The organism is Duffyella gerundensis (assembly GCF_001517405.1).
GTDB classification, from domain to species: Bacteria; Pseudomonadota; Gammaproteobacteria; order Enterobacterales; family Enterobacteriaceae; genus Duffyella; species Duffyella gerundensis.
Window position 1 is genome coordinate 2126847 of record NZ_LN907827.1, and the last position, 23955, is coordinate 2150801.

Annotated in this window: 21 protein-coding genes and 2 tRNA genes; 14 read left to right on the forward strand and 9 right to left on the reverse strand. The window is 54.0% G+C overall.

Features of this window, described 5'->3' with window-relative positions; genetic code table 11:
• Positions 1-103: 103 nt before the first annotated feature.
• The 3 genes from EM595_RS09855 to xthA all read left to right on the forward strand — a co-directional run bounded on the left by EM595_RS09855 (position 104) and on the right by xthA (position 1373).
• A tRNA-Tyr gene (locus EM595_RS09855) sits at positions 104-188 on the forward strand.
• Between the two features lie 58 nt (positions 189-246).
• Positions 247-331 (forward strand) — tRNA-Tyr (locus EM595_RS09860).
• A gap of 238 nt (positions 332-569) precedes the next feature.
• The gene (gene xthA, locus EM595_RS09865; protein WP_067431098.1) at positions 570-1373 is read left to right on the forward strand and encodes an exodeoxyribonuclease III; all 804 of its coding nucleotides are present in this window, start codon (positions 570-572) and stop codon (positions 1371-1373) included.
• A 36-nt stretch (positions 1374-1409) separates the two neighbouring features.
• Here xthA and EM595_RS09870 read toward each other — a convergent pair whose 3' ends face one another.
• The 3 genes from EM595_RS09870 to EM595_RS09880 form a co-directional block, all read right to left on the reverse strand.
• On the reverse strand, positions 1410-1679 hold the full coding sequence (locus EM595_RS09870) for a DUF1496 domain-containing protein (protein ID WP_225701623.1): 270 nt from the start codon (positions 1677-1679) through the stop codon (positions 1410-1412).
• Complete coding sequence (locus tag EM595_RS09875) at positions 1669-3627, reverse strand: DNA topoisomerase III (RefSeq protein ID WP_067431105.1); 1959 nt, start codon at positions 3625-3627, stop codon at positions 1669-1671. Before EM595_RS09875 ends, EM595_RS09870 begins: the two co-directional genes overlap by 11 nt.
• A gap of 281 nt (positions 3628-3908) precedes the next feature.
• Positions 3909-4460, reverse strand: coding sequence for an NAD(P)H nitroreductase (locus tag EM595_RS09880; RefSeq protein WP_067431108.1), 552 nt, complete (start codon positions 4458-4460; stop codon positions 3909-3911).
• Between the two features lie 160 nt (positions 4461-4620).
• Between EM595_RS09880 and sppA the strand changes: the two genes are divergently transcribed.
• From sppA to pncA, 3 genes are all read left to right on the forward strand, one after another.
• Positions 4621-6477, forward strand: a complete 1857-nt coding sequence (gene sppA, locus EM595_RS09885) for a signal peptide peptidase SppA (protein WP_067431111.1) — start codon at positions 4621-4623, stop codon at positions 6475-6477.
• 84 nt (positions 6478-6561) lie between these two features.
• Positions 6562-7578 carry an asparaginase gene (gene ansA, locus EM595_RS09890; protein WP_067431114.1) on the forward strand — a complete coding sequence of 339 codons (1017 nt, stop codon included), beginning with the start codon at positions 6562-6564 and terminating at the stop codon, positions 7576-7578.
• A gap of 12 nt (positions 7579-7590) precedes the next feature.
• Positions 7591-8199 (forward strand): bifunctional nicotinamidase/pyrazinamidase, encoded by a 609-nt coding sequence (pncA, locus tag EM595_RS09895; RefSeq protein WP_067431117.1) that lies wholly within the window; start codon positions 7591-7593, stop codon positions 8197-8199.
• A gap of 32 nt (positions 8200-8231) precedes the next feature.
• On the opposite strand, the gene EM595_RS09900 is transcribed toward pncA, so the two are convergent.
• Positions 8232-8513, reverse strand: coding sequence for a YeaC family protein (locus tag EM595_RS09900; RefSeq protein WP_067431120.1), 282 nt, complete (start codon positions 8511-8513; stop codon positions 8232-8234).
• A 3-nt stretch (positions 8514-8516) separates the two neighbouring features.
• Complete coding sequence (msrB, locus tag EM595_RS09905; protein WP_067431122.1) at positions 8517-8927, reverse strand: peptide-methionine (R)-S-oxide reductase MsrB; 411 nt, start codon at positions 8925-8927, stop codon at positions 8517-8519.
• A gap of 342 nt (positions 8928-9269) precedes the next feature.
• On the opposite strand from msrB, the gene gapA reads away from it, so the two are divergent.
• Positions 9270-10268: a glyceraldehyde-3-phosphate dehydrogenase gene (gapA, locus tag EM595_RS09910; RefSeq protein WP_067431125.1), complete on the forward strand. Its 999-nt coding sequence runs from the start codon at positions 9270-9272 to the stop codon at positions 10266-10268.
• 75 nt (positions 10269-10343) lie between these two features.
• A complete protein-coding gene (locus EM595_RS09915) occupies positions 10344-11222 on the forward strand; it encodes a D-hexose-6-phosphate mutarotase (RefSeq protein ID WP_067431127.1) in 879 nt (292 codons plus the stop codon).
• A 30-nt stretch (positions 11223-11252) separates the two neighbouring features.
• Here EM595_RS09915 and EM595_RS09920 read toward each other — a convergent pair whose 3' ends face one another.
• Both EM595_RS09920 and EM595_RS09925 read right to left on the reverse strand, forming a co-directional pair.
• Positions 11253-12101, reverse strand: coding sequence for an aldo/keto reductase (locus EM595_RS09920; RefSeq protein WP_067431130.1), 849 nt, complete (start codon positions 12099-12101; stop codon positions 11253-11255).
• A gap of 84 nt (positions 12102-12185) precedes the next feature.
• The gene (locus EM595_RS09925) at positions 12186-12935 is read right to left on the reverse strand and encodes a MipA/OmpV family protein (RefSeq protein ID WP_067431133.1); all 750 of its coding nucleotides are present in this window, start codon (positions 12933-12935) and stop codon (positions 12186-12188) included.
• Positions 12936-13370: 435 nt separating this feature from the next.
• Here EM595_RS09925 and yeaG point away from each other — a divergent pair, with 435 nt between their 5' ends.
• Complete coding sequence (gene yeaG / locus EM595_RS09930; protein WP_067431136.1) at positions 13371-15305, forward strand: protein kinase YeaG; 1935 nt, start codon at positions 13371-13373, stop codon at positions 15303-15305.
• A gap of 63 nt (positions 15306-15368) precedes the next feature.
• A complete protein-coding gene (locus EM595_RS09935) occupies positions 15369-16646 on the forward strand; it encodes a YeaH/YhbH family protein (protein ID WP_067431139.1) in 1278 nt (425 codons plus the stop codon).
• A 71-nt stretch (positions 16647-16717) separates the two neighbouring features.
• Here the strand turns inward: EM595_RS09935 and EM595_RS09940 are convergent, their stop codons facing one another.
• On the reverse strand, positions 16718-17428 hold the full coding sequence (locus tag EM595_RS09940; protein WP_067431142.1) for a phage antirepressor KilAC domain-containing protein: 711 nt from the start codon (positions 17426-17428) through the stop codon (positions 16718-16720).
• 244 nt (positions 17429-17672) lie between these two features.
• Between EM595_RS09940 and EM595_RS09945 the strand changes: the two genes are divergently transcribed.
• The 4 genes from EM595_RS09945 (at position 17673) to EM595_RS09960 (ending at position 22873) form a co-directional block, all read left to right on the forward strand.
• Positions 17673-19400 carry a potassium/proton antiporter gene (locus tag EM595_RS09945; protein ID WP_067431145.1) on the forward strand — a complete coding sequence of 576 codons (1728 nt, stop codon included), beginning with the start codon at positions 17673-17675 and terminating at the stop codon, positions 19398-19400.
• A 74-nt stretch (positions 19401-19474) separates the two neighbouring features.
• Entirely contained in the window at positions 19475-19708 is a 234-nt protein-coding gene (locus EM595_RS09950) for a DUF1480 family protein (protein WP_067431147.1), read from the forward strand.
• 379 nt (positions 19709-20087) lie between these two features.
• The gene (gene wbaP, locus EM595_RS09955; RefSeq protein WP_067431150.1) at positions 20088-21554 is read left to right on the forward strand and encodes an undecaprenyl-phosphate galactose phosphotransferase WbaP; all 1467 of its coding nucleotides are present in this window, start codon (positions 20088-20090) and stop codon (positions 21552-21554) included.
• 128 nt (positions 21555-21682) lie between these two features.
• A complete protein-coding gene (locus tag EM595_RS09960) occupies positions 21683-22873 on the forward strand; it encodes a multidrug effflux MFS transporter (RefSeq protein ID WP_067431153.1) in 1191 nt (396 codons plus the stop codon).
• A gap of 1 nt (position 22874) precedes the next feature.
• Here EM595_RS09960 and dadX read toward each other — a convergent pair whose 3' ends face one another.
• The gene (dadX, locus tag EM595_RS09965; RefSeq protein ID WP_067431157.1) at positions 22875-23945 is read right to left on the reverse strand and encodes a catabolic alanine racemase DadX; all 1071 of its coding nucleotides are present in this window, start codon (positions 23943-23945) and stop codon (positions 22875-22877) included.
• Between the last annotated feature and the right edge of the window lie 10 nt (positions 23946-23955).

Sequence of the window (23955 nt, forward strand, 5' to 3'; positions counted from 1 at the left end):
ATGTTTAAATAATGGGCAAACGCCGCGGCTTTATGATGATGGCGCTTTACAGCCACATTTCATTTGGTATGATGCGCCCGCTTTCAGTAATAAGCAGCCCCGTGGTGGGGTTCCCGAGCGGCCAAAGGGAGCAGACTGTAAATCTGCCGTCACAGACTTCGAAGGTTCGAATCCTTCTCCCACCACCATTTACTTCGCTGCTGCTAAGCACGTTAAACTGAATGCATGTATTACAACATGATCCCCGGTGGGATTCCCGAGCGGCCAAAGGGAGCAGACTGTAAATCTGCCGTCACAGACTTCGAAGGTTCGAATCCTTCTCCCACCACCATTTCAGTTCGCCTCGCTCCTACTTGCTCTATTTTCCTGAACACTTCTTGTTATTCCCTGTTCTGTTAATTTCGTACGCTTCATCCTGCCCGAAAATGACGCCTGTTGATTCGCAATGCCAGGGTGTCTGCCGCCCTTCCGCCTCGTTAAATTCACCCTCGCGCCTGTAGAAGCTTCGACAATCCGCCGGGCTCTCTGCTACCATCGCGGCATATTTTCCCTGCACTATGGCAACTGAAATGAAATTTGTTTCTTTTAACATCAATGGGCTGCGCGCGCGTCCTCATCAACTGGCCGCGTTGGTTGAACAGCACCAGCCTGACGTCATCGGCCTGCAGGAAACAAAAGTCCATGACGATATGTTTCCGCTTGAAGAGGTCAGTAAGCTGGGCTATCACGTTTTTTATCACGGCCAGAAAGGCCATTATGGCGTGGCGCTGCTGACTAAAACCGCCCCCACCGAGGTGCGTTATGGTTTTCCCGGCGATGAAGAAGACGCGCAGCGTCGGCTGATCATGGCCGACATCCCGAGCCCGCTGGGCGACATCACGGTGATTAACGGCTATTTCCCCCAAGGCGAAAGCCGCGACCATCCCACCAAGTTTCCCGCCAAGGCGCGCTTTTATCGCGATTTACAGGATTATCTGCAGGCGCAGCCAATGGATAAGCCCATCCTGGTGATGGGTGATATGAACATCAGCGCAACCGATCTGGATATTGGCATTGGTGAAGAGAGCCGCAAACGCTGGCTGCGAACCGGCAAATGTTCATTTTTACCGGAAGAGCGTGAATGGATGGATCGGCTGCTGGGCTGGGGGCTGGTCGATACCTGGCGCCTGCAGCATCCTGAAGATAACGAGCAGTTCTCGTGGTTTGACTACCGTTCCAAAGGGTTTGATGACAATCGCGGATTGCGCATCGACCTGCTGCTGGCCAGCCAGCCACTGGCGGAACGCCTTGCTGAAACCGGCATCGATTATCAGATCCGTGCGATGGAGAAGCCCTCCGATCATGCGCCGGTCTGGGCCAGCTTTACGCTGTAATCGCAACGAGCCGCGGCTGATCCGCGGCCCGTTCGACTATTTCAGGACTTTCCAGATCAAATTATTGGTGCCCAGTGATTTCTCGTCACGGGAACATTGCAGAATAATGCCCTCCGCTTTAACGAGCGATCCTTCACTGTAGCGCCGATTCTCGTAAGTACAGCAACGCTGACAGTCATCCTGCTGCCGCTGCTGATTTTGCGTCCAGACTTCCGGCGGCAGATCAACCACCACATCCGCGTTACCGCCCTGAGAAGGCATTGAGTTGTACTCTTCACGGTGCGCCATCGCTGCACTACTGACCATCAACATTATTGCTATTGCCGCCGCTCTTTTTCGCACTGGTCTTTCTCCGATAGGTCGTCTGTTTAGCCGGGCGGCTGCCTTTTTTTGCTGCGGGCAGGCCACGGAATGCATGCGCAGCGGGTTGTTGACGCGCCTGCGCAATAAGCTGATAGAGCGTCTCAACCAGCGGCTGCATAAAGTCCTGATAGCGACACTGCTTCTCGCTGATTTTAGTCAGCGTTGATTCCCACTGCGCGGTCATATCGGGCCGGGCAGCCATTTCCGGCAGCGAATGAATCAGGGCGCGCCCCGCTTCGCTGGCATGAATGGCGCGCCCCTGCTTAAACAAGAAGGTACGTTTGAATAGCAGCTCAATGATGCCGGCACGTGTCGCCTCAGTGCCTAAACCATCGGTCGATCGGAGGATTTTCTTTAGATCTTTATCCTGCACAAAGCGGGCAATGCCGGTCATGGCGGAGAGCAACGTCGCATCGGTGAAGGGCCGCGGTGGCTGCGTTTGCTTGGCCAGCACTTCGCCATGCTCACAGTGCAGCTCATCGCCTTTAGCCACCACCGGCAGCGGCGTACCGTCATTTTCCTCATCGCGCTCTTTGCTTCCCAGCATGGCGCGCCAGCCCGCTTCCGCCAGAAAACGGGCTCTGGCGCTGAATTTGCCGCCCGCAATATCGAGATCGATCACGCATTTGCGGAACAGCGCATCCTGACAGAATTGCATCAAATATTGTCTGGCCACCAGCGCATAAATATTGGCTTCGTTTTCACTGAGATTAACGCTGCTGCTGCGTGCAGTTGGAATGATGGCGTGGTGAGCGTCAACTTTTTTATCATCCCAGCAGCGGTTACGGCGATTAGTATCGGCATCTTCCGGCAACGCCAGCGTCGGCTGATGCTGCTGAATCGCCTTGAGCACCGCGTGACGTCCGTTGAAATGCTCATCGGGCAGATACCGGCTGTCCGAGCGCGGATAGGTGATCAGCTTGTGCGTTTCATAGAGCCGCTGGCAGGTATCCAGCACGGTTTGCGCACTCAGCCCAAAACGCTTAGCGGCTTCAATTTGTAGGCTGGAGAGAGAGAACGGCAGCGGCGCGGTTTCACTTTCACGCTTATCCTGATAGCCGCTGACCCTAGCTGGCACACCCTGAATACGCGCTACTACGTGATCGGCCAGCGGACGGTGCAGCAATCGGCCCTCTTCATCCTGCCAGGGTTCACAGGATTCGCTGGGCTGCCATAGCGCGGTAAACCGTACGCCATCGGGCGTAATAATGTGCGCTTTGACTTCGAAATAGTCTTTGGCGACGAAGTTTTCGATCTCTTCATCGCGGCGCACCACCAGCCCTAACACCGGCGTTTGCACCCGTCCGACCGAAAGCACACCATCGTAACCAGCGTTGCGCCCCAGCAGCGTATAGGCACGGGTCATATTGATGCCGTAAAGCCAGTCGGCGCGAGAACGGGCCAGCGCAGAGACACAAAGTGGCACAAACTCACGGTTTTCACGCAGCCGGCCAATCGCCTTCTCCACCGCCTGCGGATTGAGATCGTTAATCAGGCAGCGCTGCACTTTTTCGCGTTTCTCTGCCGACAGACCAAGATAGTCGATCACTTCATCGACCAGCAGCTGGCCTTCGCGGTCCGGATCGCCTGCGTGCACCACTTGTGAGGCCTGCGTCAGTAAGCCTTTGATCACTTTCAGCTGTTTCGCCACCGACGGACGCGGCTGCAGCTGCCATTTTTCCGGTACGATAGGCAGATCGGCCAGTGACCAACGGGCGTACTTACTGTCATAGCTGTCCGGCTGAGCCTGCTCCAGCAGGTGACCTACGCACCAGGTCACCATTTGATCGTTGCCACAGGCAATGAAGCCATCGCCGCGACGATGTGGCTTGGGCAGCACATCTGCAATGGCGCGGGCGAGGCTGGGTTTTTCTGCAATAAACAAACGCATCTGTTGCCGGCAACCTTCTACTCGAAAAGACAAAAATCCTCGGCGTTGTCTTGCGCCGAATAAATCCGCCAGGGCTTAATCAGCCCTGTGCAGAGAGGCGAAATCTTAACGTGCTGCGGCGCCTGCGCACCAGCAGATTGCGCCGAGATGCGCGCGGCATCGCAAGATTTTGCGGCGGCTATAGTAGCGTTTTCAACGTAAGCTGATAAGGGGATTGAGAAATTTCGCGGACAGGGCACACGGCAAGCCCGGCAGGGCAAGCACTGCCCTGCTTTACGCCATCAGAAATAACGGACAAACGGCGCGTGATCGGGTGGCAGAACGGTAGTGGAGGATTTAAGTTGCGGCGTACCTAAGTAGAGAAAGCCCACAATGGCATCCTGCTCGCGGCAGCCAAACGCCTCACGCACCGCCGCGTGATCGGTCCATGGGCCGCTACGCCAGATGCCGTTAAAGCCCTGCGCCTGCGCCGCCATCTGCATGGCCATCACCGCACAGCCTGCGGACACCACCTGTTCCCAGCGCGGGACTTTATGATGTGCTTCGCAATGCGCCACCACAGTAATGATCATCGGTGCGCGGAATGGCGATTTTTGCGCTTTATCAATCGCCTTCTGTTCCATGTCATCATCGCGCGCGCATTTTTCCAGCAGCTGGCTGAAGCGTTCGCGCCCTTCCCCTTCGACAATAATGAAGCGCCATGGCTGAAGTGTACCGTGATCGGGGGCGCGCATGCCCGCCCTGATGATATTCTCCAGCGCCTCGCCGGCTGGCGCGGGCTCACTGAGCCGCGATGCAGAACGTCGGTTTACCAATAAATCCAGCGCATCCATCTGAGCCTCCTGATAATGATTAGCATTAACAACAAACTAGCACAGGCCAGCACTTTGTAACAGTCGCGCTCGATTTCATGCTGACTTTTAGCACGCCGCTCTTTAGGATGAGTGCGGTAATCGGACCTCTGCGGTCTGAATGAGATAATAGGGAGATGCTATGCGCACCTTGTGGCGAATTATTGCTGGTTTCTTTAAGTGGAGCTGGCGCGTTTTAAATTTTATCAGGGAATTTATCCTGAACCTTTTTTTGATTTTTTTAGTGCTGGTGGGCGTAGGCATCTGGCTGCAAATTAATCATGCGTCTGCTCCCGCTGATGTGCAGCGCGGCGCGCTAAAAATCGATCTGACCGGCGTGGTGGTGGATAAGCCCTCGGTCAGCAATAAGCTCAGCAAACTGAGCCGTCAGCTTCTGGGTGCCAGCAGCGATCGCCTCAAAGAAAACTCCCTGTTTGATGTCGTTGATGCCATTCGCCAGGCAAGAGATGACAAAAACATCACCGGCATTGTGCTCGATTTACGCGATTTTGCCGGCGCCGATCAGCCTTCGCTGCAATACATCGGTAAAGCGCTGCGCCAGTTCCGTGACGCGGGCAAACCTATATTCGCCACCGGCGACAGCTACACGCAGGCACAATATTATCTGGCCAGCTATGCCAATAAAATCTATCTCTCGCCGCAGGGCGCGGTTGACCTGCACGGTTTTGCCACTAACGGCCTTTACTACAAATCGCTGCTGGATAAGTTAAAGGTCAGCTCGCACGTCTTCCGCGTGGGTACCTATAAGTCTGCCGTGGAACCCTTCCTGCGTGATGACATGTCGCCTGCCGCCCGCGAAGCGGACAGCCGCTGGATTGGCGAGCTGTGGCAGAACTATCTCAATACCGTTTCCGCTAACCGCCAGATTACCCCGGATCAGCTGTTCCCGGGTGCTCAGGGCGTGATTGTCGGCCTGCAGAAAGCAGAAGGCGATACCGCGAAGTATGCGCTTGATAACAAGCTGGTAGATCAGCTCGCCACGCGAGCCAACATTGAGCAGCTGTTCAGCAAAACCTTTGGCTGGGACAAGCAGAGCAACGATTATCATGCGATCAGCATTTACGATTATCCGCTGCACGCCAGCACCCAGGATAACGGCAATATCGCGGTAATCCTGGCTAACGGTGCCATCATGGATGGCGAAGAGACCGCCAGCAGCGTTGGCGGCGACACCACCGCCATGCAAATTCGTGAAGCGCGTCTCGATCCTAAAATCAAGGCGATCGTGTTCCGTGTGAACAGCCCTGGCGGCAGCGTTACCGCTTCTGAGGTGATTCGCGAAGAGCTGGCGGCGGCGCGTGCAGCCGGCAAGCCGGTGGTAGTCTCAATGGGCGGCATGGCGGCCTCCGGCGGCTACTGGATCTCTACGCCAGCGGATTACATTTTGGCCAGCCCAACCACACTAACCGGTTCAATTGGTATTTTTGGCGTCATCAACACCGTTGAAAACAGCCTGAACGAAATTGGCGTGCATGGCGATGGCGTTGCTACATCGCCGCTGGCCGACGTATCAACCACCAAGGCGTTGCCGCCAGAAGTGCAGCAGATGATGCAAATCAGCATTGAAAGCGGCTATAAAAACTTCATTGGTCTGGTTGCCAAATCGCGTAACAAAACGCCGCAAGAGATCGATCAGATTGCGCAGGGCCATGTCTGGACCGGCAGCGATGCCAAAGCCAATGGTCTGGTGGACGCGCTGGGCGACTTTGATGATGCCGTCGACAAAGCGGCCGCGCTGGCCAAACTGAGTCAGCCGCAGCTGAGCTGGTACCAGGATGAACCAGGACTGGTTGACATGATGCTTAATCAGGTTGACGCATCGGTTCGCGCCACGCTGCCTGCTGCCGTCCAGGCGCTGCTGCCTGCGCCGGTTGCCGAAGTGATGTCAGCCATGCAATCTCAGCCTGGCATGATGACCAAAATGAACGATCCGGCCCATCGTTATGCCTTCTGTCTGACCTGCGGACAGGTGCGATAAAGTTCACAGCCCGGCCACTGGTCGGGCTGTTTTTCCCCCGCTTTCCTTCTATAATGCGCCTTTCGTGGCAAGCCTGAGTTACCCATGCATAAGAAAAATATTTACGTCGCCTATACGGGCGGAACCATCGGGATGCAGCGTTCAGCGCAGGGCTATATTCCGGTTTCAGGACATCTTCAGCAGCAGCTGGCCAATATGCCCGAGTTCCACCGCGCCGAAATGCCGCTGTTTACCATTCATGAATATCAGCCGCTGATGGACTCTTCAGACATGACCCCTGAAGACTGGCTGGCCATCGCCAATGACATCAAAAAGAACTACGATCGCTATGATGGCTTTGTGATCCTGCACGGTACCGACACCATGGCGTTCACCGCATCGGCGCTGTCGTTTATGCTGGAAAACCTCACCAAACCCGTGATCGTCACCGGCTCGCAAATTCCGCTGGCTGAGCTGCGTTCTGATGGTCAGCAGAATCTACTCAATTCGCTGTTTGTCGCGGCCAACTATCCCATCAGCGAAGTCACCTTGTTCTTTAATAACACGCTGTTTCGCGGCAACCGCACCACCAAAGCCCACGCCGACGGTTTCAATGCTTTTGCCTCGCCAAATCTGGCGCCGTTGCTGGAAGCGGGTATTCATATTCGCCGCCTCGGCACGCCGCCTGCGCCACAGGGCAAGGGTGAGCTGATCGTTCATCCGATCACGCCACAGCCAATCGGCGTGGTCACTATCTATCCGGGGATTTCTGCGGAGGTGGTGCGCAACTTTTTACGACAACCAGTCAAAGCGCTGATTTTGCGCTCGTACGGCGTTGGTAATGCGCCGCAAAACCCGGAGTTTATTAATGAGCTGAAGCAGGCAGCAGAACGCGGCATCGTGGTGGTGAACCTGACGCAGTGTATGTCCGGCAAGGTCAATATGGGCGGTTACGCCACCGGCAACGCGCTGGCGCATGCTGGTGTCGTCAGCGGTTCTGACCTGACGGTGGAGGCGACGCTGACCAAGCTGCACTTCCTGCTCAGCCAGTCATTGACCAGCGATCAGGTCCGCCAGCAGATGCAGGCTAACCTGCGCGGCGAACTCACCCCTGACGAATAAGCAGGAGAAACAATGAAACGGGCACTGGTACTTATCGATCTGCAAAACGATTTTTGCCCCGGCGGGCCGATGGCGGTAGCCGAGGGCGATTTAACCGTTGAAGTAGCAAATCAGTATGCACAGGCGTTTAAGCAACGTGGTGAATGCGTGATCGCTTTACAGGACTGGCACCCTGCCAGACACGGCAGTTTTGCTTCGGTTTCTGGCGAACCGGTTTATACCCTCGGCGAACTCAACGGTCTGCCGCAAATTTGGTGGCCCGATCACGCGATTCAACACAGCCCGGGCGCCGATTTTCATCCCGCGCTCGATCGCAGCGTCATCGAAGCGATTTTCCACAAAGGCGAAGATGTGGATGTCGACAGCTACAGCGCCTTTTTCGATAACGGTCACCGGCGCCAGACAGAACTGCACGGCTGGTTGCAGGCGCGCGGCATTACGCATTTAGTGATGCTGGGGCTGGCAACCGATTATTGCGTGAAGTACAGCGTGCTGGATGCGCTGGAGCTGGGTTATCAGGTTGACGTGATCAAAGCAGGCTGTCGCGGGGTAAATTTATCGCCGGAAGACAGCGACATCGCGTTCGCACAGATGGCCGCGCAGGGCGCGACGCTGATTTAAAAACAGAGGCTGCCGCGGCAGCCTTTGTCATATTAGTGCAGAGTAAGCCGGGTAATGTCGTCATCAATACCCAGTTCTTGCTTGAGCTGCTTTTTGCTTTTGGTGACGATATCGCCGCCCTTCGCAATGCTCATATGCTGCGCCTGCTCGTTGTGCTGAGACTGCCACAGCATCACTAGCTGTAGCGAATGCGCTTTTTGTTCCGGGGTCAGCGCCACGCCGTCTGGCCATTTCCCCAGCTCAACGGCCGTCGCCAGACGTTGATAAACCTCTGGCGTCATTGCCGCCAGTACACTCTGTAGATCCTTATCCATGGCTTACCCTTTTACCTGATTGCCGTCGTCGTCGGTAAAACGCATTGACGCAGAATTCACGCAGTAGCGTTCGCCGGTAGGCTGCGGGCCGTCAGGGAAAACGTGGCCCAGGTGCGCATCGCAACTTCCACAGCGGATTTCCGTGCGGTGCATGCCGTGAGTATTATCTTCCAGATAACGAATCGCATCATCCTTCACCGGCTCATAAAAACTGGGCCAGCCACAGCCGGAGTCGTACTTGCTTTCAGAAAGAAACAGCGGTGCATTACAGACCAGGCAGTGATAGATACCTTCAGCTTTGTTGTGCAATAACGCGCCTGAGTAAGGCGGTTCGGTGCCACGTTGCTGGGTAACGTAACGCTGCATTTCGTTCAGCTCAACGTCTGATGCATGGTGCGTATCGGGTTTTGCCATAATTGAAGGTCTCGAGGAAGGTGAATCTGGAAATTTCGGCTAATATTCTAACAAACACCTAACAATGGCAGCTGAATAATTTGTGCCCTGCCCTGTTCGGTAGCAAGAAGAGTCTGAATTTGTGATGAAGATCACTCTTGGCAATGCAGGGTCTTTTCAGGACTGTGCAAAGCAAAGCGAAGTGAGCAAAAATCAGCTGTCAGAGGCGATCGGCAGAGGAATAATTCCTCGCCGAGGAATTGACCTGTCGCAACTATTGACACGATTCCGCTTGACGCCTGGTAAGGTTTTTGTAATTTTACAGCCAACCTTTTATTCACTAACAAATAGCTGGTGGAATATATGACTATCAAAGTAGGTATCAACGGTTTTGGCCGTATCGGCCGCATCGTTTTCCGTGCTGCTCAGCAGCGTTCTGACATCGAGATCGTGGCAATCAACGATCTGCTGGATGCAGAATACATGGCTTACATGCTGAAGTATGACTCCACTCACGGCCGTTTCGACGGTACCGTTGACGTGAAAGATGGTCATCTGGTCGTAAACGGCAAAACCATTCGCGTTACCGCTGAGAAAGATCCGGCTAACCTGAAATGGGGCGACGTAGGTGTTGATGTTGTTGCTGAAGCAACCGGTATCTTCCTGACCGACGAAACTGCGCGTAAACACATCGCTGCAGGCGCGAAGAAAGTGGTTCTGACCGGTCCATCGAAAGATGACACCCCAATGTTTGTTCGCGGTGCCAACTTCGACAAATATGCTGGCCAGGATATCGTTTCTAACGCCTCCTGTACCACCAACTGCCTGGCGCCACTGGCTAAAGTTATCAACGACAAGTTTGGTATCGTTGAAGGCCTGATGACCACCGTTCACGCGACCACCGCTACCCAGAAAACCGTTGATGGCCCGTCTCACAAAGACTGGCGCGGCGGCCGCGGCGCATCGCAGAACATCATTCCATCTTCAACTGGCGCAGCGAAAGCTGTAGGCAAAGTGCTGCCAGAACTGAATGGCAAACTGACCGGTATGGCTTTCCGCGTACCAACGCCAAACGTTTCTGTGGTTGACCTGACTGTACGTCTGGAAAAACCAGCGTCTTACAAAGAAATTTGTGAAGCGATCAAAGCCGCTGCTGAAGGCGAAATGAAAGATGTACTGGGCTACGTTGAAGACGACGTGGTTTCTACTGACTTCAACGGCGAAGTGCTGACCTCTGTATTTGATGCGAAGGCCGGTATTGCCCTGAACGACAACTTTGTGAAACTGGTTTCCTGGTACGATAACGAAACTGGCTACTCAAACAAAGTTCTCGACCTGATTGCACTGGTTTCTGCAAAATAATTTGCAGCTCCGTTTCAGGCAAAGGGCGACTTCGGTCGCCCTTTTTTATCGTGCCGCTGATGGAAGGATTAGCTTATGACCCACACCATTTTTTCGCTGCCGGTGGTTAACCAGATTTCACCTTATCTCTCACAACGCCAGCTGGGAGAACTGCCGGTTATCGCCATTAATCACCCGTTATTTCGTGCAGCTGTGACCCTGCAGGGTGCTCAGCTGATTGCCTGGCAGCCCAATGGCGAAGCGCCAGCGATTTGGCTCAGTGAAAAATCCGCATTCTCGCCGGGTAAGGCGATTCGCGGCGGCGTGCCGATCTGCTGGCCGTGGTTTGGTCCGGCGGGAGAACCGGCGCACGGCTTTGCCCGTACGTTGCCGTGGACGTTAAGCGCCCATGATGAAAATGACCAGAGCGTCATGCTGACCTTTGTGCTGGAAAGCAGTGAGCAGACGAAAAAGCTGTGGCCGCACGACTTCACGCTGTTTGCCCGCTTCCGCATTGGCGAACGCTGTGAAATCGAGCTGGAAGCGCATGGCGACTACACTGCTACCGCAGCGCTGCACACCTACTTTGCCGTGGGTGATATCAACCAGACGGAAGTCACTGGCTTAGGCAACACCTTCATCGATAAGGTGAAAAACGGTGAAAACGGCACCTCTGATGACGGCAAACAGCGTTATACGCAGCGGGTTGACCGCATCTATACGCAGCCCGAAGATTGCAGCCTGATCAACGATGCGGCCAATAACCGCATCATTGAGGTATATCACCATTATCATCAGGATGTGGTGACCTGGAACCCAGGCGCTGAGCTCTCCTGCAGCATGCAGGATATGGCCAACGACGGCTACAAAACCATGGTTTGCGTGGAGACCGCGAGCATCAACCAGCCGATGAAAAGTGCGGGCGAAACGCCTGCCCGACTGGCTACCACCTTCCGCTTGCGCCGCAAAGCGTAATCTCTCCGCGGCGAGCATCGTCTCGCCGCGTCATACCATATCAAGCGGCTGTTTGCCGTTCGGCGGCGGAAAAGCCTGATTGATCAGCGCCAGTTCTTCACTGCTCAGCGTGACCTGCATCGCCAGCGCATTCTCTTTCACATGCGCCGTTGAACTGGCTTTGGGAATCGCCATTACACCCTCTTTACGGATAACCCATGCCAGTAACAGCTGAGCCACGCTGATGCCCTTTTGTTGTGCAATTTCCTGCAGCAACGGATGCGTAAGCAACTGATGGCGCAATTTACCTGCCTGTGCCAGCGGACAATAGGCCATTATCGGCAGGCTGCGCTGCTGACATTCCGGCAGCAAATCGTATTCGATACCGCGTGAAGCCAGATGATAGAGAACCTGATTTGTCGCACAGGCATCACCGCCCGCTTCCTGCCACAGCTCATGCAGATCCTCGACGTCAAAGTTAGAGACGCCCCAGCGACCGATTTTACCCTGCTGCTGAAGCGTCTGCATGGCCAGCAGCGTCTCTTCCAGCGGCACGTTGCCACGCCAGTGCAGCAGATAGAGATCAAGATAATCGGTCTGTAGCCGTTTCAGGCTGCGCTCGCACGCGTCTATCGCCTCAGTCGCGCTGGCGTGCCAGGGATAGAATTTCGATACCAGAAATGCCCGATCGCGACGTCCCTTCAACGCCATGCCGACCACCTTTTCCGCGCCGCCTTCAGCATACATTTCCGCGGTATCGATCAGCGTCAAACCGGCATCAAGGCCCGCCTGCAGCGCCGCTATTTCGCGCTGCTGTTCAGCAGGCTGCTCACCCATGAACCACGTACCCTGTCCCACAGCGGGTAATGCGATACCGCCAAGGTTTACATGCTGTGTCATCTTGCCTCCTGTTGCGCCATTGTTGCGCCCCGTAAATGCACAAAAGGGCGCAAGCGCCCTTTTATCGTGCAGATCAGCGGACGATTAGAATGAATAGCTGATGCCTGTCCAGACAGAAACCTGATCGTCGCGATCCACCATCGGACTGTCTTTGACTTCGCTGGCGAGACGGGTATAGCGACCCGAGACAGTGGCATTCCACTGCGTGCTGAGCTGATAGCTGGCGTTCAGCTCAACGTACGGATTCCAGCTGTCATCAGGATCGTAGCTGTTAATGCCGGTACGCGTCGATTCATGATCTGACACGCCAAAATAGTAGCGGTTTTGATTGGCGCTGCTCCACAAGGCACCAATGCCCGGCGTCAACGTAAGCTGACCAAGCTTAACCGGGTAGAGCCAAGTTAAATCCCAGATGATGCCGTTGCTGTTGTTCAGCACATCTCCTAATAACGCGGTGCGCACCACGCCCCACTCGGCGGTGTGGCGATAGGTTGCGCCCGCCATCAGCGTCATGCGGCGCTTATCCAGCGCTTTCATGTCGCTGTGATCGTTGTCTTTAGGATCATATTTCTGCGGCGATCCCACCAGCGTTAAAGACAGCTGATCCTGCTGATCTTTCCACAGGTAGTAACCTCCCTGCAGGCTACGGAACCAAAAGCTGTCGCCTTCATAATTAATGATCGGAATCGGCAGATAACGATCCTGCCCACCGCGATAAGGGCTCTGTGCATAAAGCACTGAGGCACCCAGTGAGAGCGTTTCCGCCTGCGTTAATGCAGAGGTAAAAGCACAAGGTAAAATAATGGTCAGCGCGCTAAGTTTGAAATAGTTCACAATTTATTCATTCCATAAATATAACAATGACAATATCGGTGCCACAGCTAAGGCGACAGCGTATACCTGTTTGTGTGGCGCAACGTATATAGCAAAATAGCATCAACCGTGACAGAGTGAAGGGCACACGAGATTTACAAATCCCCGCCAGGCCGCGCTATATGCAGGAACCACGCAAGTTTCGCAAACTTTCTTATTGAAAAATCATCAAAAAGGGCTTTTTGCCCGAGAATTAATCTGGAGGTCGATCTACAGTTAACTCTCATACCAACTCAATTCTGAGAGAAGAGTAACCCTATAATTTGTGTATTTCCAGGAGAATACGCCAGGTTGGCATAAGGGTTGCTGTACTTAATTAAAGGATATCTTCCGGGAGCAGCTGGGTTTCCTTTTACGCTCCTTACCTGTGCTAAAAACAAAAGGACGGGCATTGCTATGAATATATTCGATCACTATCGTCAGCGTTATGAAGCTGCCAAGGACGAAGAGTTCACACTGCAGGAATTTCTTGCTACCTGTAAGCAGGATCGCAGTGCATACGCCAACGCGGCAGAGCGACTGTTAATGGCCATTGGTGAGCCAGTAATGGTTGATACTGCTCTCGAGCCACGCCTTTCCCGCTTGTTTTCCAATCGTGTTATCGCGCGTTATCCCGCCTTTGAAGAGTTTTACGGCATGGAAGAGGCGATCGAACAGATTGTCTCTTATCTGCGTCATGCAGCCCAGGGGCTGGAAGAGAAGAAACAAATTCTCTATCTGCTGGGCCCGGTAGGTGGCGGTAAATCCTCGCTGGCTGAACGCTTAAAAGCGCTGATGCAGCGCGTGCCTATTTACGTACTTAGCGCCGATGGCGAACGCAGCCCGGTCAACGACCACCCGCTCTGCCTGTTTAATCCGCAGGAAGATGCGCATATTCTGGAAAAAGAGTATGGCGTGCCACGGCGTTATCTCGGCACCATCATGTCACCCTGGGCGGCCAAACGCCTGCATGACTTTGGCGGCGATATCACCCGTTTCAAGGTGGTTAAAGTCTGGCCGTCGATTCTCGAGCAGGTGGCGATAGCGAAAACCGAGCCGGGTGATGAGAACAACCAGGACATCTCCGCGCTGGTCGGCAAAGTGGATATTCGTAAACTGGAAAACCACGCGCAAAACGATCCCGATGCCTACGGTTACTCCGGTGCGTTGTGCCGCGCCAATCAGGGCATCATGGAATTCGTCGAGATGTTTAAGGCACCGATCAAAGTGCTGCACCCGCTGTTAACCGCCACTCAGGAAGGTAACTATAACGGCACCGAGGGGATCTCTGCCCTGCCCTTTAACGGCATCATTCTGGCTCACTCTAACGAATCAGAATGGGTGACCTTCCGTAATAACAAAAATAATGAAGCGTTCCTTGACCGTGTTTACATCGTCAAAGTACCGTATTGCCTGCGCGTGTCGGAAGAGATCAAAATCTACGACAAACTGCTGACCCACAGTGAGCTGACCACCGCGCCCTGTGCGCCAGGCACGCTGGAAACGCTGGCACGCTTCTCAATCCTTTCACGTCTGAAGGAGCCGGAAAACTCCAGCACCTACTCAAAAATGCGCGTCTATGATGGCGAAAGTCTTAAAGATACCGATCCGAAAGCGAAGTCCTATCAGGAATATCGCGATTATGCTGGCGTCGACGAAGGCATGAACGGCCTGTCGACGCGTTTTGCCTTTAAGATTCTGTCACGCGTATTTAACTTTGATCATGCCGAGGTCGCGGCGAACCCGGTACATCTGTTCTATGTCATTGAGCGGCAGATAGAGCGCGAACAGTTTCCTCAGGAGCAGGCGGATAAATACCTCGAGCATCTCAAAGGCTATCTGATCCCTAAATATGCCGAGTTTATTGGCAAAGAGATTCAGACCGCCTATCTGGAATCCTATTCCGAATATGGTCAGAACATCTTTGATCGCTATGTCACCTACGCTGATTTCTGGATTCAGGATCAGGAATACCGCGATCCCGATACCGGACAGCTGTTCGATCGTGAATCACTCAACGCTGAACTGGAGAAGATTGAAAAACCGGCTGGCATCAGCAATCCCAAAGACTTCCGTAATGAGATTGTTAACTTTGTCTTACGGGCGCGGGCGCAGAACAGTGGGCGAAATCCTAACTGGACCAGCTATGAAAAATTGCGCACGGTGATTGAGAAAAAAATGTTCTCGAATACCGAAGAGCTGCTGCCGGTTATTTCATTCAATGCCAAAACCTCAACGGATGAGCAGAAAAAGCATGACGACTTTGTCGATCGTATGATGGAAAAAGGCTATACCCGCAAACAGGTACGTTTGCTGTGTGAATGGTATTTGCGCGTGCGAAAATCGTCATAAATCATTGCGTACCATCAGGCCGGGGAAGCCCGGCCTGCCAGCCATGTGGTTTGGGGGAAAGTTATGGCCTATTTCATCGATCGGCGTCTTAACGGTAAGAACAAGAGCGCGGTTAACCGCCAGCGCTTTCTGCGCCGTTATAAGTCGCAAATTAAGCAATCGATATCCGAGGCCATCAATAAGCGTTCGGTTACTGATGTGGAAAGTGGCGAATCCGTATCCATTCCCGTTGATGATATTAATGAGCCGGTATTTCATCAGGGTCGCGGCGGCAACCGCCAGCGCGTCCATCCTGGCAACGATCACTTTGTGCAGAACGATCGCATCGAACGCCCACAGGGCGGCAGCGGTGGCGGCGGAAGCGGCCAGGGCAATGCCAGTCAGGATGGCGAAGGGGAAGATGAATTCGTCTTTAATATCTCCAAAGATGAATATCTCGACCTGCTGTTTGAAGATCTCGCCCTGCCCAACCTGCGTAAAAACCAGCATCGTCAGATGAATGAGTATAAAACCCACCGTGCCGGTTACACTGCCAATGGCGTACCGGCCAATATCAGCGTGGTGCGGTCATTACAGAATTCACTGGCGCGTCGCACCGCGATGACCGCTGGCAAGCGGCGCCAGCTTGGTGAGCTGGAAGAATCCTTGTTAACGCTGGAAAATGCCGAACCGGCACAGCTGCTGGAGGAGGAACGGCTACGCAAGGAAATTGCCGAGCTGCGGGCACGCATTGCGCGCGTGCCGTTTATCGACACCTTTGATCTGCGCTACAAAAACTTTGAGAAGCGGCCAGAACCGTCCAGTCAGGCGGTGATGTTCTGTTTGATGGACGTTTCAGGCTCAATGGATCAGGCCACTAAGGACATGGCTAAACGCTTTTATATTCTGCTCTATCTGTTCCTGAGCCGAACCTATAAAAACGTCGATGTGGTCTATATCCGCCATCATACACAGGCGAAAGAAGTGGATGAGCAGGAGTTTTTCTACTCGCAGGAAACCGGCGGCACTATTGTTTCCAGCGCGCTGAAGCTGATGGATGAGGTGGTGAAAGAGCGTTACGACCCGAATCAGTGGAACATCTACGCTGCACAGGCTTCAGATGGCGATAACTGGGCGGATGATTCACCGTTGTGTCATGAGATTTTAGCGAAAAACATCCTGCCCGTGGTGCGTTATTACAGCTATATTGAGATTACCCGACGGGCGCACCAAACCCTGTGGCGTGAATATGAACATCTGCAGTCGATGTTTGATAACTTTGCTATTCAGCATATTCGCGAGCAAGAAGATATCTATCCGGTATTCAGAGAGCTGTTTCATCGCCAGGCCGCAGAAGCCTGACGCAAGCACTAAAAAGCCGGCTAATCACCGGCTTTTTTATGGGCTGCAAGATAAAGAGAGAACGCCTGGCATCAGGCCGCTGCGCCCCGCGGATGTGCCGCCAGATGCGAAGCCCACAGGCTGGCAATCCACTTCACCCCTTTTGCCGTAAAGCGCGCCTGTGAAAAAGTGTGCGCGTTTTCACCCACACCAGCACGCAGCGTAAAGCGGCCAGCCGCGATGTGCTGCTGATGCGGCGCCATGCTGTTATTGATACGGTACATCACGTTGCGCTCCAGCAGGAACTGGCGAAAATCGGTCTCTTTCGCCTTGAGCATTTTACACACCTGGCGAAAACCCAGTGACTCGTCCACCGTGACATAGCGATCAAAAAACTCCGCCTTTGGCGCAAACAGGGCCAGCTGTTTTTCTGCTGCCTGCCGCTGTTCAAACTGCTCTGCCCAGGCGCGAGCCGCTACCGCCGGATTGGTAAAATCGGGCAGATGGTTGACCTGTTCGCGCGCCTGCCAGCGATCCAGCGCTTCCGCGGTAAAGCCAGGCGATAAACGGGCAACCGCCAGTAACGAGTCGCGTTTGTTAAGGCGATACTCCTGACGAACCTCGCCCGAGGCAGATTCATAGTCCCATGCCGTTAACGGTTCAGTTAAACGCTGGGCGGTTTCCAGGCTGTTAATCAGTCGCTTAACTTCGCCGTGCGTGATGCCTGTCAGTTCGGCAATTTCACGGCTGCTCATTGTGACTGATTGATGAAGAGAATTAAGGCTCTCAGTTGAAATCATCATAGGCTTCACCAGGTAGTTGTTAACGACATCCACTCTGACCAGAGTTCAAATATTATACCAAATACTGTTTAAACATCCAGTATTTATTTTAACCATTTCCGTGTTTATTACTGCTGCAATTAACAGCTTGTTTTTACTGTTAAAAGGGCAACAAGTTATTGATAATGCGTTATGTTTTGACAACCCATTGGCTTATGCAACACACTGGAAGCCTGAATGTTTATCTAACTGAGGAGAAAATGTCTTGGAAGACAGCGCGATTTACAGTTTGTATATCATTGGTTCGGTGTTGGTTGCTGCCAGCATCCTGCTGAGTTCATTTTCATCGCGCCTTGGCATTCCTATTCTGGTTATCTTTCTTGCACTTGGCATGCTGGCGGGCGTGGATGGCATCGGCGGTATCGCCTTTGATAACTATCCCATGGCCTACCTGATTTCTAACCTTGCGCTGGCGGTGATTCTGCTCGACGGCGGCATGCGTACTAAAGCGACCTCCCTGCGCATCGCGCTTGGGCCCGCCCTGTCGCTGGCAACCGTGGGCGTTCTGATTACCGCTGGCCTGACCGGCATGGCGGCGGCATGGCTGTTTAATCTCGATATGATGCAGGGCTTTCTGGTCGGTGCGATCATCGGCTCCACCGACGCTGCTGCGGTGTTCTCACTGCTGGGCGATAAGGGGCTGAATGAACGTGTCAGCTCAACGCTGGAGATTGAATCAGGTAGCAACGATCCGATGGCAGTGTTCCTGACCATCACGCTCATTGAGATGATTCAACAGGGCGAAACCGGCATCAGCTGGATGTTTGTTGTGCATCTTATTCAGCAGTTCGGTCTGGGAATTGTGCTGGGCTTGGGCGGCGGCTGGGCCCTGCAGCAATTAATCAACCGCATCACCCTGCCACAAGGGCTCTATCCCCTGCTCGCGGTTAGCGGCGGTATTCTGGTGTTTGCGCTGACCACGGTGCTGGAAGGCAGCGGTATTCTCGCCGTTTATCTGTGCGGTTTTCTGTTGGGTAACCGGCCGATTCGCAACCGTCACGGTATTTTACAGACCTTTGACGGCATGGCCTGGCTGAGCCAGATCGGCATGTTCCTGGTGTTGGGCCTGCTGGTGACGCCTTCCAGCCTGTGGCAGATCGCCGTACCGGCCATGCTGCTCTCATTGTGGCTGATCCTGGTTGCCCGCCCGTTATCGGTGTTTGTTGGCCTGCTGCCTTTCCGGGCCTTTACGCTGCGCGAGCGCGGCTTTATTAGCTGGGTGGGTCTGCGCGGCGCGGTGCCGATTATCCTCGCGGTATTCCCGATGATGGCAGGCCTGGAAAACGCCACGCTGTTCTTTAATATCGCGTTCTTTGTGGTGCTGGTCTCGCTGATGGTTCAGGGCACTTCGCTGGGGTTTGCGGCGCGTAAAGCCAAGGTAGTGATACCGCCGATGGCCTCGCCAATTAACCGCGTGGGTCTGGATATTCATCCGGAAAATCCGTGGGAGCAGTTTGTTTATCAGCTCAGCGCCGATAAGTGGTGCGTAGGTGCGGCGCTGCGTGATTTAAAAATGCCGCGTGAAACCCGCATTGCCGCGCTATTTCGCGACAATGTGTTGATGCACCCCACCGGCAGCACCCGCCTGAAAGAGAACGATGTGCTGTGTGTCATTGGCCGTGAGCGCGATCTGCCTGCGCTGGGCAAGATGTTTAGCCAGACGCCACCGGTTGCCCTCGATCAGCGTTTCTTTGGTGACTTTATTCTTGAGGCTGACGCGCGGTTGCGCGATGTGGCGCAAATTTATGGTCTTGAGCTCGATGAAAACACCAACGACCGCCAGACGCTGGGCCAACTTATCATGGGCCTGCTTAACGGCACGCCGGTTATCGGCGATCAGGTGGAATGGAATAACCTGATCTGGACGGTGGCGGAAAAAGAGGAAAATCAGGTGGTTCGTATCGGTGTGCGTATGGCAGAAGAGAAGGATTAATCCTGGAGAATAAGCCTCGTAATTCCTGTGGCAGGAGCTACGCTTAATGTTCACCGTATTAACAGGAGGTCATCATGGGACATGTAGTCAAAATTGGTCGCTACGAAATTGTAGACGCCGAACTGGACGTGCAAAACCTCGATACGGTTAGTATTCCTTGCAATACTAATCCGGGCTTAATAACCCAGCTCGATGGCTGGGATAAAGAGACCAGCGTGCCGGCATGGATCGATGGTAAGAAGGTTGATTTAAAGCTTGGTCATTATGATAAAGAGCAGGACCTCTGGATATTAAAGAAGCCTGCCTGAGCCAATAATCTGACCCGCTATTTCACCTGAATAGCGGGTTGTCCTAATTGTTACGCTTGACACTCTCCACTGCACTTAACTTCATCGATAATAAAATCTTATATTTCAATAAATTAAGATTATTTCCCTAATAAGCATTTCTCGCCTTTTCAGACAAACTCCATATTAACTAAGTCCCACTTCTCCTGCATACTCTGATCCGTTGCTGCACAATTTCGTGAGTTTCATCACGCTACGTTTATTCTTTTTATGCAGCGCCTATGGCAGCAAAAACTTCATGTACTGGTAATTAATCCTTATTAATTAACCGGTGAGAACCCCTGAGCGTGTACTTGATTCTGGTCAGGCATCTTTTACTTTAGAAAAGAGAGCAGGTTTTATGGCAAGTACCATTGTGTTAAACAGTGCGGGTCGCACTTATAGCGGCTTGCGTAAAAATATCATCGCCAAAGTGACGTTATCCCTTTCCGATCTTCTGGCGTTGAATCTGGCACTTTTTCTCTCGGCTGCTACGGTGCAGGGTATTTGGGGCAATCTCGACCACTTTATTCCGCCGCAGCAAATTGAAAACCGCTTCATGGCGCAATTTGTCATGTCGGTATTGTGCACCGGATGGTTTTGGATACGCATGCGCCACTATACGTATCGCAAACCTTTCTGGTTTGAGTTGAAAGAGATCATCAAAACCTTGTTTGTGTTTTCGCTGCTGGATCTGGCGCTGATCGCCTTTTCCAAGTGGGATTTCTCACGTCTGATTTGGGGCTTCAGCTGGACCTACGCGCTGATCCTGCTGCCGCTGTTCCGGTCGCTGGTGAAACATGTGATCCACAAAGCGGGTCAGTGGCATAAAGAGACGGTGATCATCGGCTCCGGCAAAAACGCCATGGAAGCCTATGCGGCGTTGCAGAGCGAAGAGATCCTTGGCTACAAGGTCACTGCCTTTGTGGCACTGGAAAATGAGCGCTTCCCGGAGAGCGTGAACGGCGTACCGGTTATTACCCAGAAAGATATCAACTGGGAGAAAATGGACCTGGATAACACGCAGTTCATCGTTGCCATGGAGTACGAACAGCAGGCCACGCGGGATAAATGGCTGAAGTTCCTCTCCAAAATGAAATGCCGCTCGGTTTCAGTCATTCCAACGCTGCGCGGCGTACCGCTGTATGGCACCGATATGTCGTTTATTTTCAGCCATGAAGTGATGATCCTGCGCGTCAGTAATAACCTCGCCAAGCACTCATCGCGCTTTCTGAAACGCACCTTTGATATTGTGGTGGCATCGATGCTGCTGCTGTTCCTCGCGCCGGTGTTTGGCCTGATCTGCTGGCTGGTCAAGCGCGACGGCAGTAACGCGATCTATGGGCATGAGCGTGTTGGGCAAAATGGCGTGAAGTTTAAATGCCTTAAGTTTCGTTCAATGGTGACCAACTCGCAGGAAGTGCTGCAAAACCTGCTGGCGACCAGCGCCGAGGCGCGCGCTGAATGGGACAAAGATTTTAAACTCAAAAACGATCCGCGTATCACCCGCATCGGCGGCATTCTGCGCAAAACCAGCCTCGACGAGCTGCCGCAGTTGTGGAACGTGATTCGTGGTGAGATGAGCCTGGTGGGCCCGCGTCCGGTAATTGAAGCCGAGCTGGAACGCTACGCCGGTGACGTCGATTACTATTTGATGGCCAAGCCTGGCATGACCGGTTTGTGGCAGGTCAGCGGACGTAATGACATTGATTACGATACGCGCGTTTACTTTGACTCCTGGTATGTCAAAAACTGGGCGCTGTGGACCGACATCGCTATCCTGTTTAAAACCGCGGGCGTGGTGTTCCGTCGTGACGGCGCCTACTGATCCCGCTCAAAAGCCTGTGCGGCGCTGCCGCGCAGGCTTTCCTGCCGAAACGCACAATCCGCCTTCCTTTTTGACGCTGAACTCACTACCCTGTCCGGCTTGATTTTACGGGATGTGAATCGACTGTTATGCGCTCTTTTACTTTATTACTGCTGAGTCTGGTGCTGTTAGGGCCGCTCGGTATCGATCTTTATCTGCCTACCCTGCCCCAAATTGCCGCCGGACTGGACACGCCGATTGCCTCAATTCAGTCGACGATTCCGCTGTTTCTGCTGGTGATGGGCCTGGGCCAAATTGTTGCCGGTCCGCTGGTGGATAATTTTGGCCGCAAGCCGCTGGCCCTGATTGGCCTGGCGCTTTATGCCGTCGGCAGCATCGTCGCGGCAACGGCGGCATGGTGGCCGATGTTCCTGGTAGCGCGCATTATTCAGGGCTGTGCCGTGTGTTGTACCGCGGTGGTCGCCTTCAGCGGGGTACGCGATCGTCTTTCCGGCGACGATGCCGCGCGCGCCTACGGCTTTCTTAACGGCGCATTAAATATCGTTCCTGCGCTGGCGCCGATGCTGGGCGGTTTTCTGGCCGAAGCCTTTGGCTGGCGTGCTAACTTCTGGTTTCTCACCGGTTATGCCGTGTTCATCACGCTGATTGTCGTGCTCTGGCTACCGGAAACGCGTCCGGCTGACACCCAGCGCGTCGCAAGCCTGCCCTTGCGCCAGTATGCCGCGATTTTACGTGAGCCACGTTTTCTCGCCTTTGCCTTTGCCAACGCTGGCGCGCTGGGCATGGTATTAACTTACGTTTCGCTGGCACCGCACGTCTTGATGAGCACCGGCGGGCTGAGCGCCCTGCAGTTCTCGGTGGCGTTTGGCGCCAACGGCCTGTGGATCATGCTGGTCAGCGTGCTGGTGAATAAGATCATTCGCAAGGTTGGACGTCCTTTCTGCCTTGCTGCGGGCTGCCTGACCATGCTGAGCGGTTGTATATTGCTCAGCGCTGGCGAGCATTTGCTGCCTGGCAGCTGGCAGACGCACTGGGCGCTCTATATGATTCCGGTGGCGGTTTCCGTTGCGGGACTGGCGTTTACCGTGGGCCCGGCAACCAGCTATGCGCTGGAACCTTATCAGCAGCAGGCAGGTGTGGCATCAGCGTTACAGGGATGTATTCAGATGGCAGGCGGTGCCGCGGGCGGGCTACTGTTTATGGCGCTGCCGCTGACTGAAAAAACGGCGCTGGCGGGTATGATGCTGCTGGGTTCATTGCTGGCGTTCATCGCCTGGCGCTGCAGTCGAAAAATGCGCGGTACGCTGACCGCGCTCTGATTCAGATAACGTTAACCGGTACCCGCGGGGCGAGCGCGCACATTAGCTCATAACCCACGGTGCCGGCAGCCTGCGCCACATCATCGATTTTTACCTGATTGCCCCACAATTCTACCGATGTACCGATGCCTGCCTGCGGGCACGGCGTCAAATCGACCATCATCATATCCATGGAAATCGCGCCAATGGTTTGGGTTAGCACGCCATCCACCAGCACTGGCGTGCCGGTTGGCGCATGACGCGGATAGCCATCAGCATAGCCACAGGCCACGATACCGATACGCTGTTCGCCACTGGCGCGATAACGGTAGCCGTAACCCACGCCATCACCCGCAGCCAGTTGCTGCACGCCGATAATTTCACTCTGCAGCGTCATCACCGGCTGTAAGCCACTACTGGCGATATCGCACCACTGACCGCTGGGTGAAGCGCCATAAAGAATAATACCGGGCCGCACCCAGTTGTAATGCGTTTCAGGATGCCACAGCGTCGCAGCGGAGTTTGCCAGCGAGCGCGGTGCTTCCAGCCCTTCTGCCGCCTGCTCAACCAGCCGCAACGGCGCGGTAATGCCATCCGCTTTCTCCGCTTCGGCAAAATGGGCCATCAGGGTCATTTCGCCCACGGTCGCTAAGCTGCGCAGCTTGCGCCACACGGCGTTAATTTGCTCTGGCCGAAAACCAAGCCGGTTCATCCCGCTGTTCATCTTCAGATAGATGTCGACCGGCGCACTCAGCTCTGCTCTTGCCAGCGCCTGAATCTGCCAGTTACTGTGAATGCTGGTGGTGAGGCGGTAGCGATCGATGATCGCCAGGTCATCCGCATGAAAAAAGCCTTCCAGCAGCAAAATGGGCTTTTTCCAGCCCTGTTCACGCAATAACACCGCTTCTTCAAGATTCAACAGCGCAAAACCGTCAGTATCGCTGAGCGCCTGCCAGCAGCGTGCAATGCCGTGACCATAGGCATTGGCTTTCACCACCGACCAGACACGAGAATGCGGGGCCGCCTTACGGGCAACCTGCAGGTTATGCCGCAACGCAGCGCTATCAAGGGTTGCGACAACTGGGCGTGACATAAAACGTCTC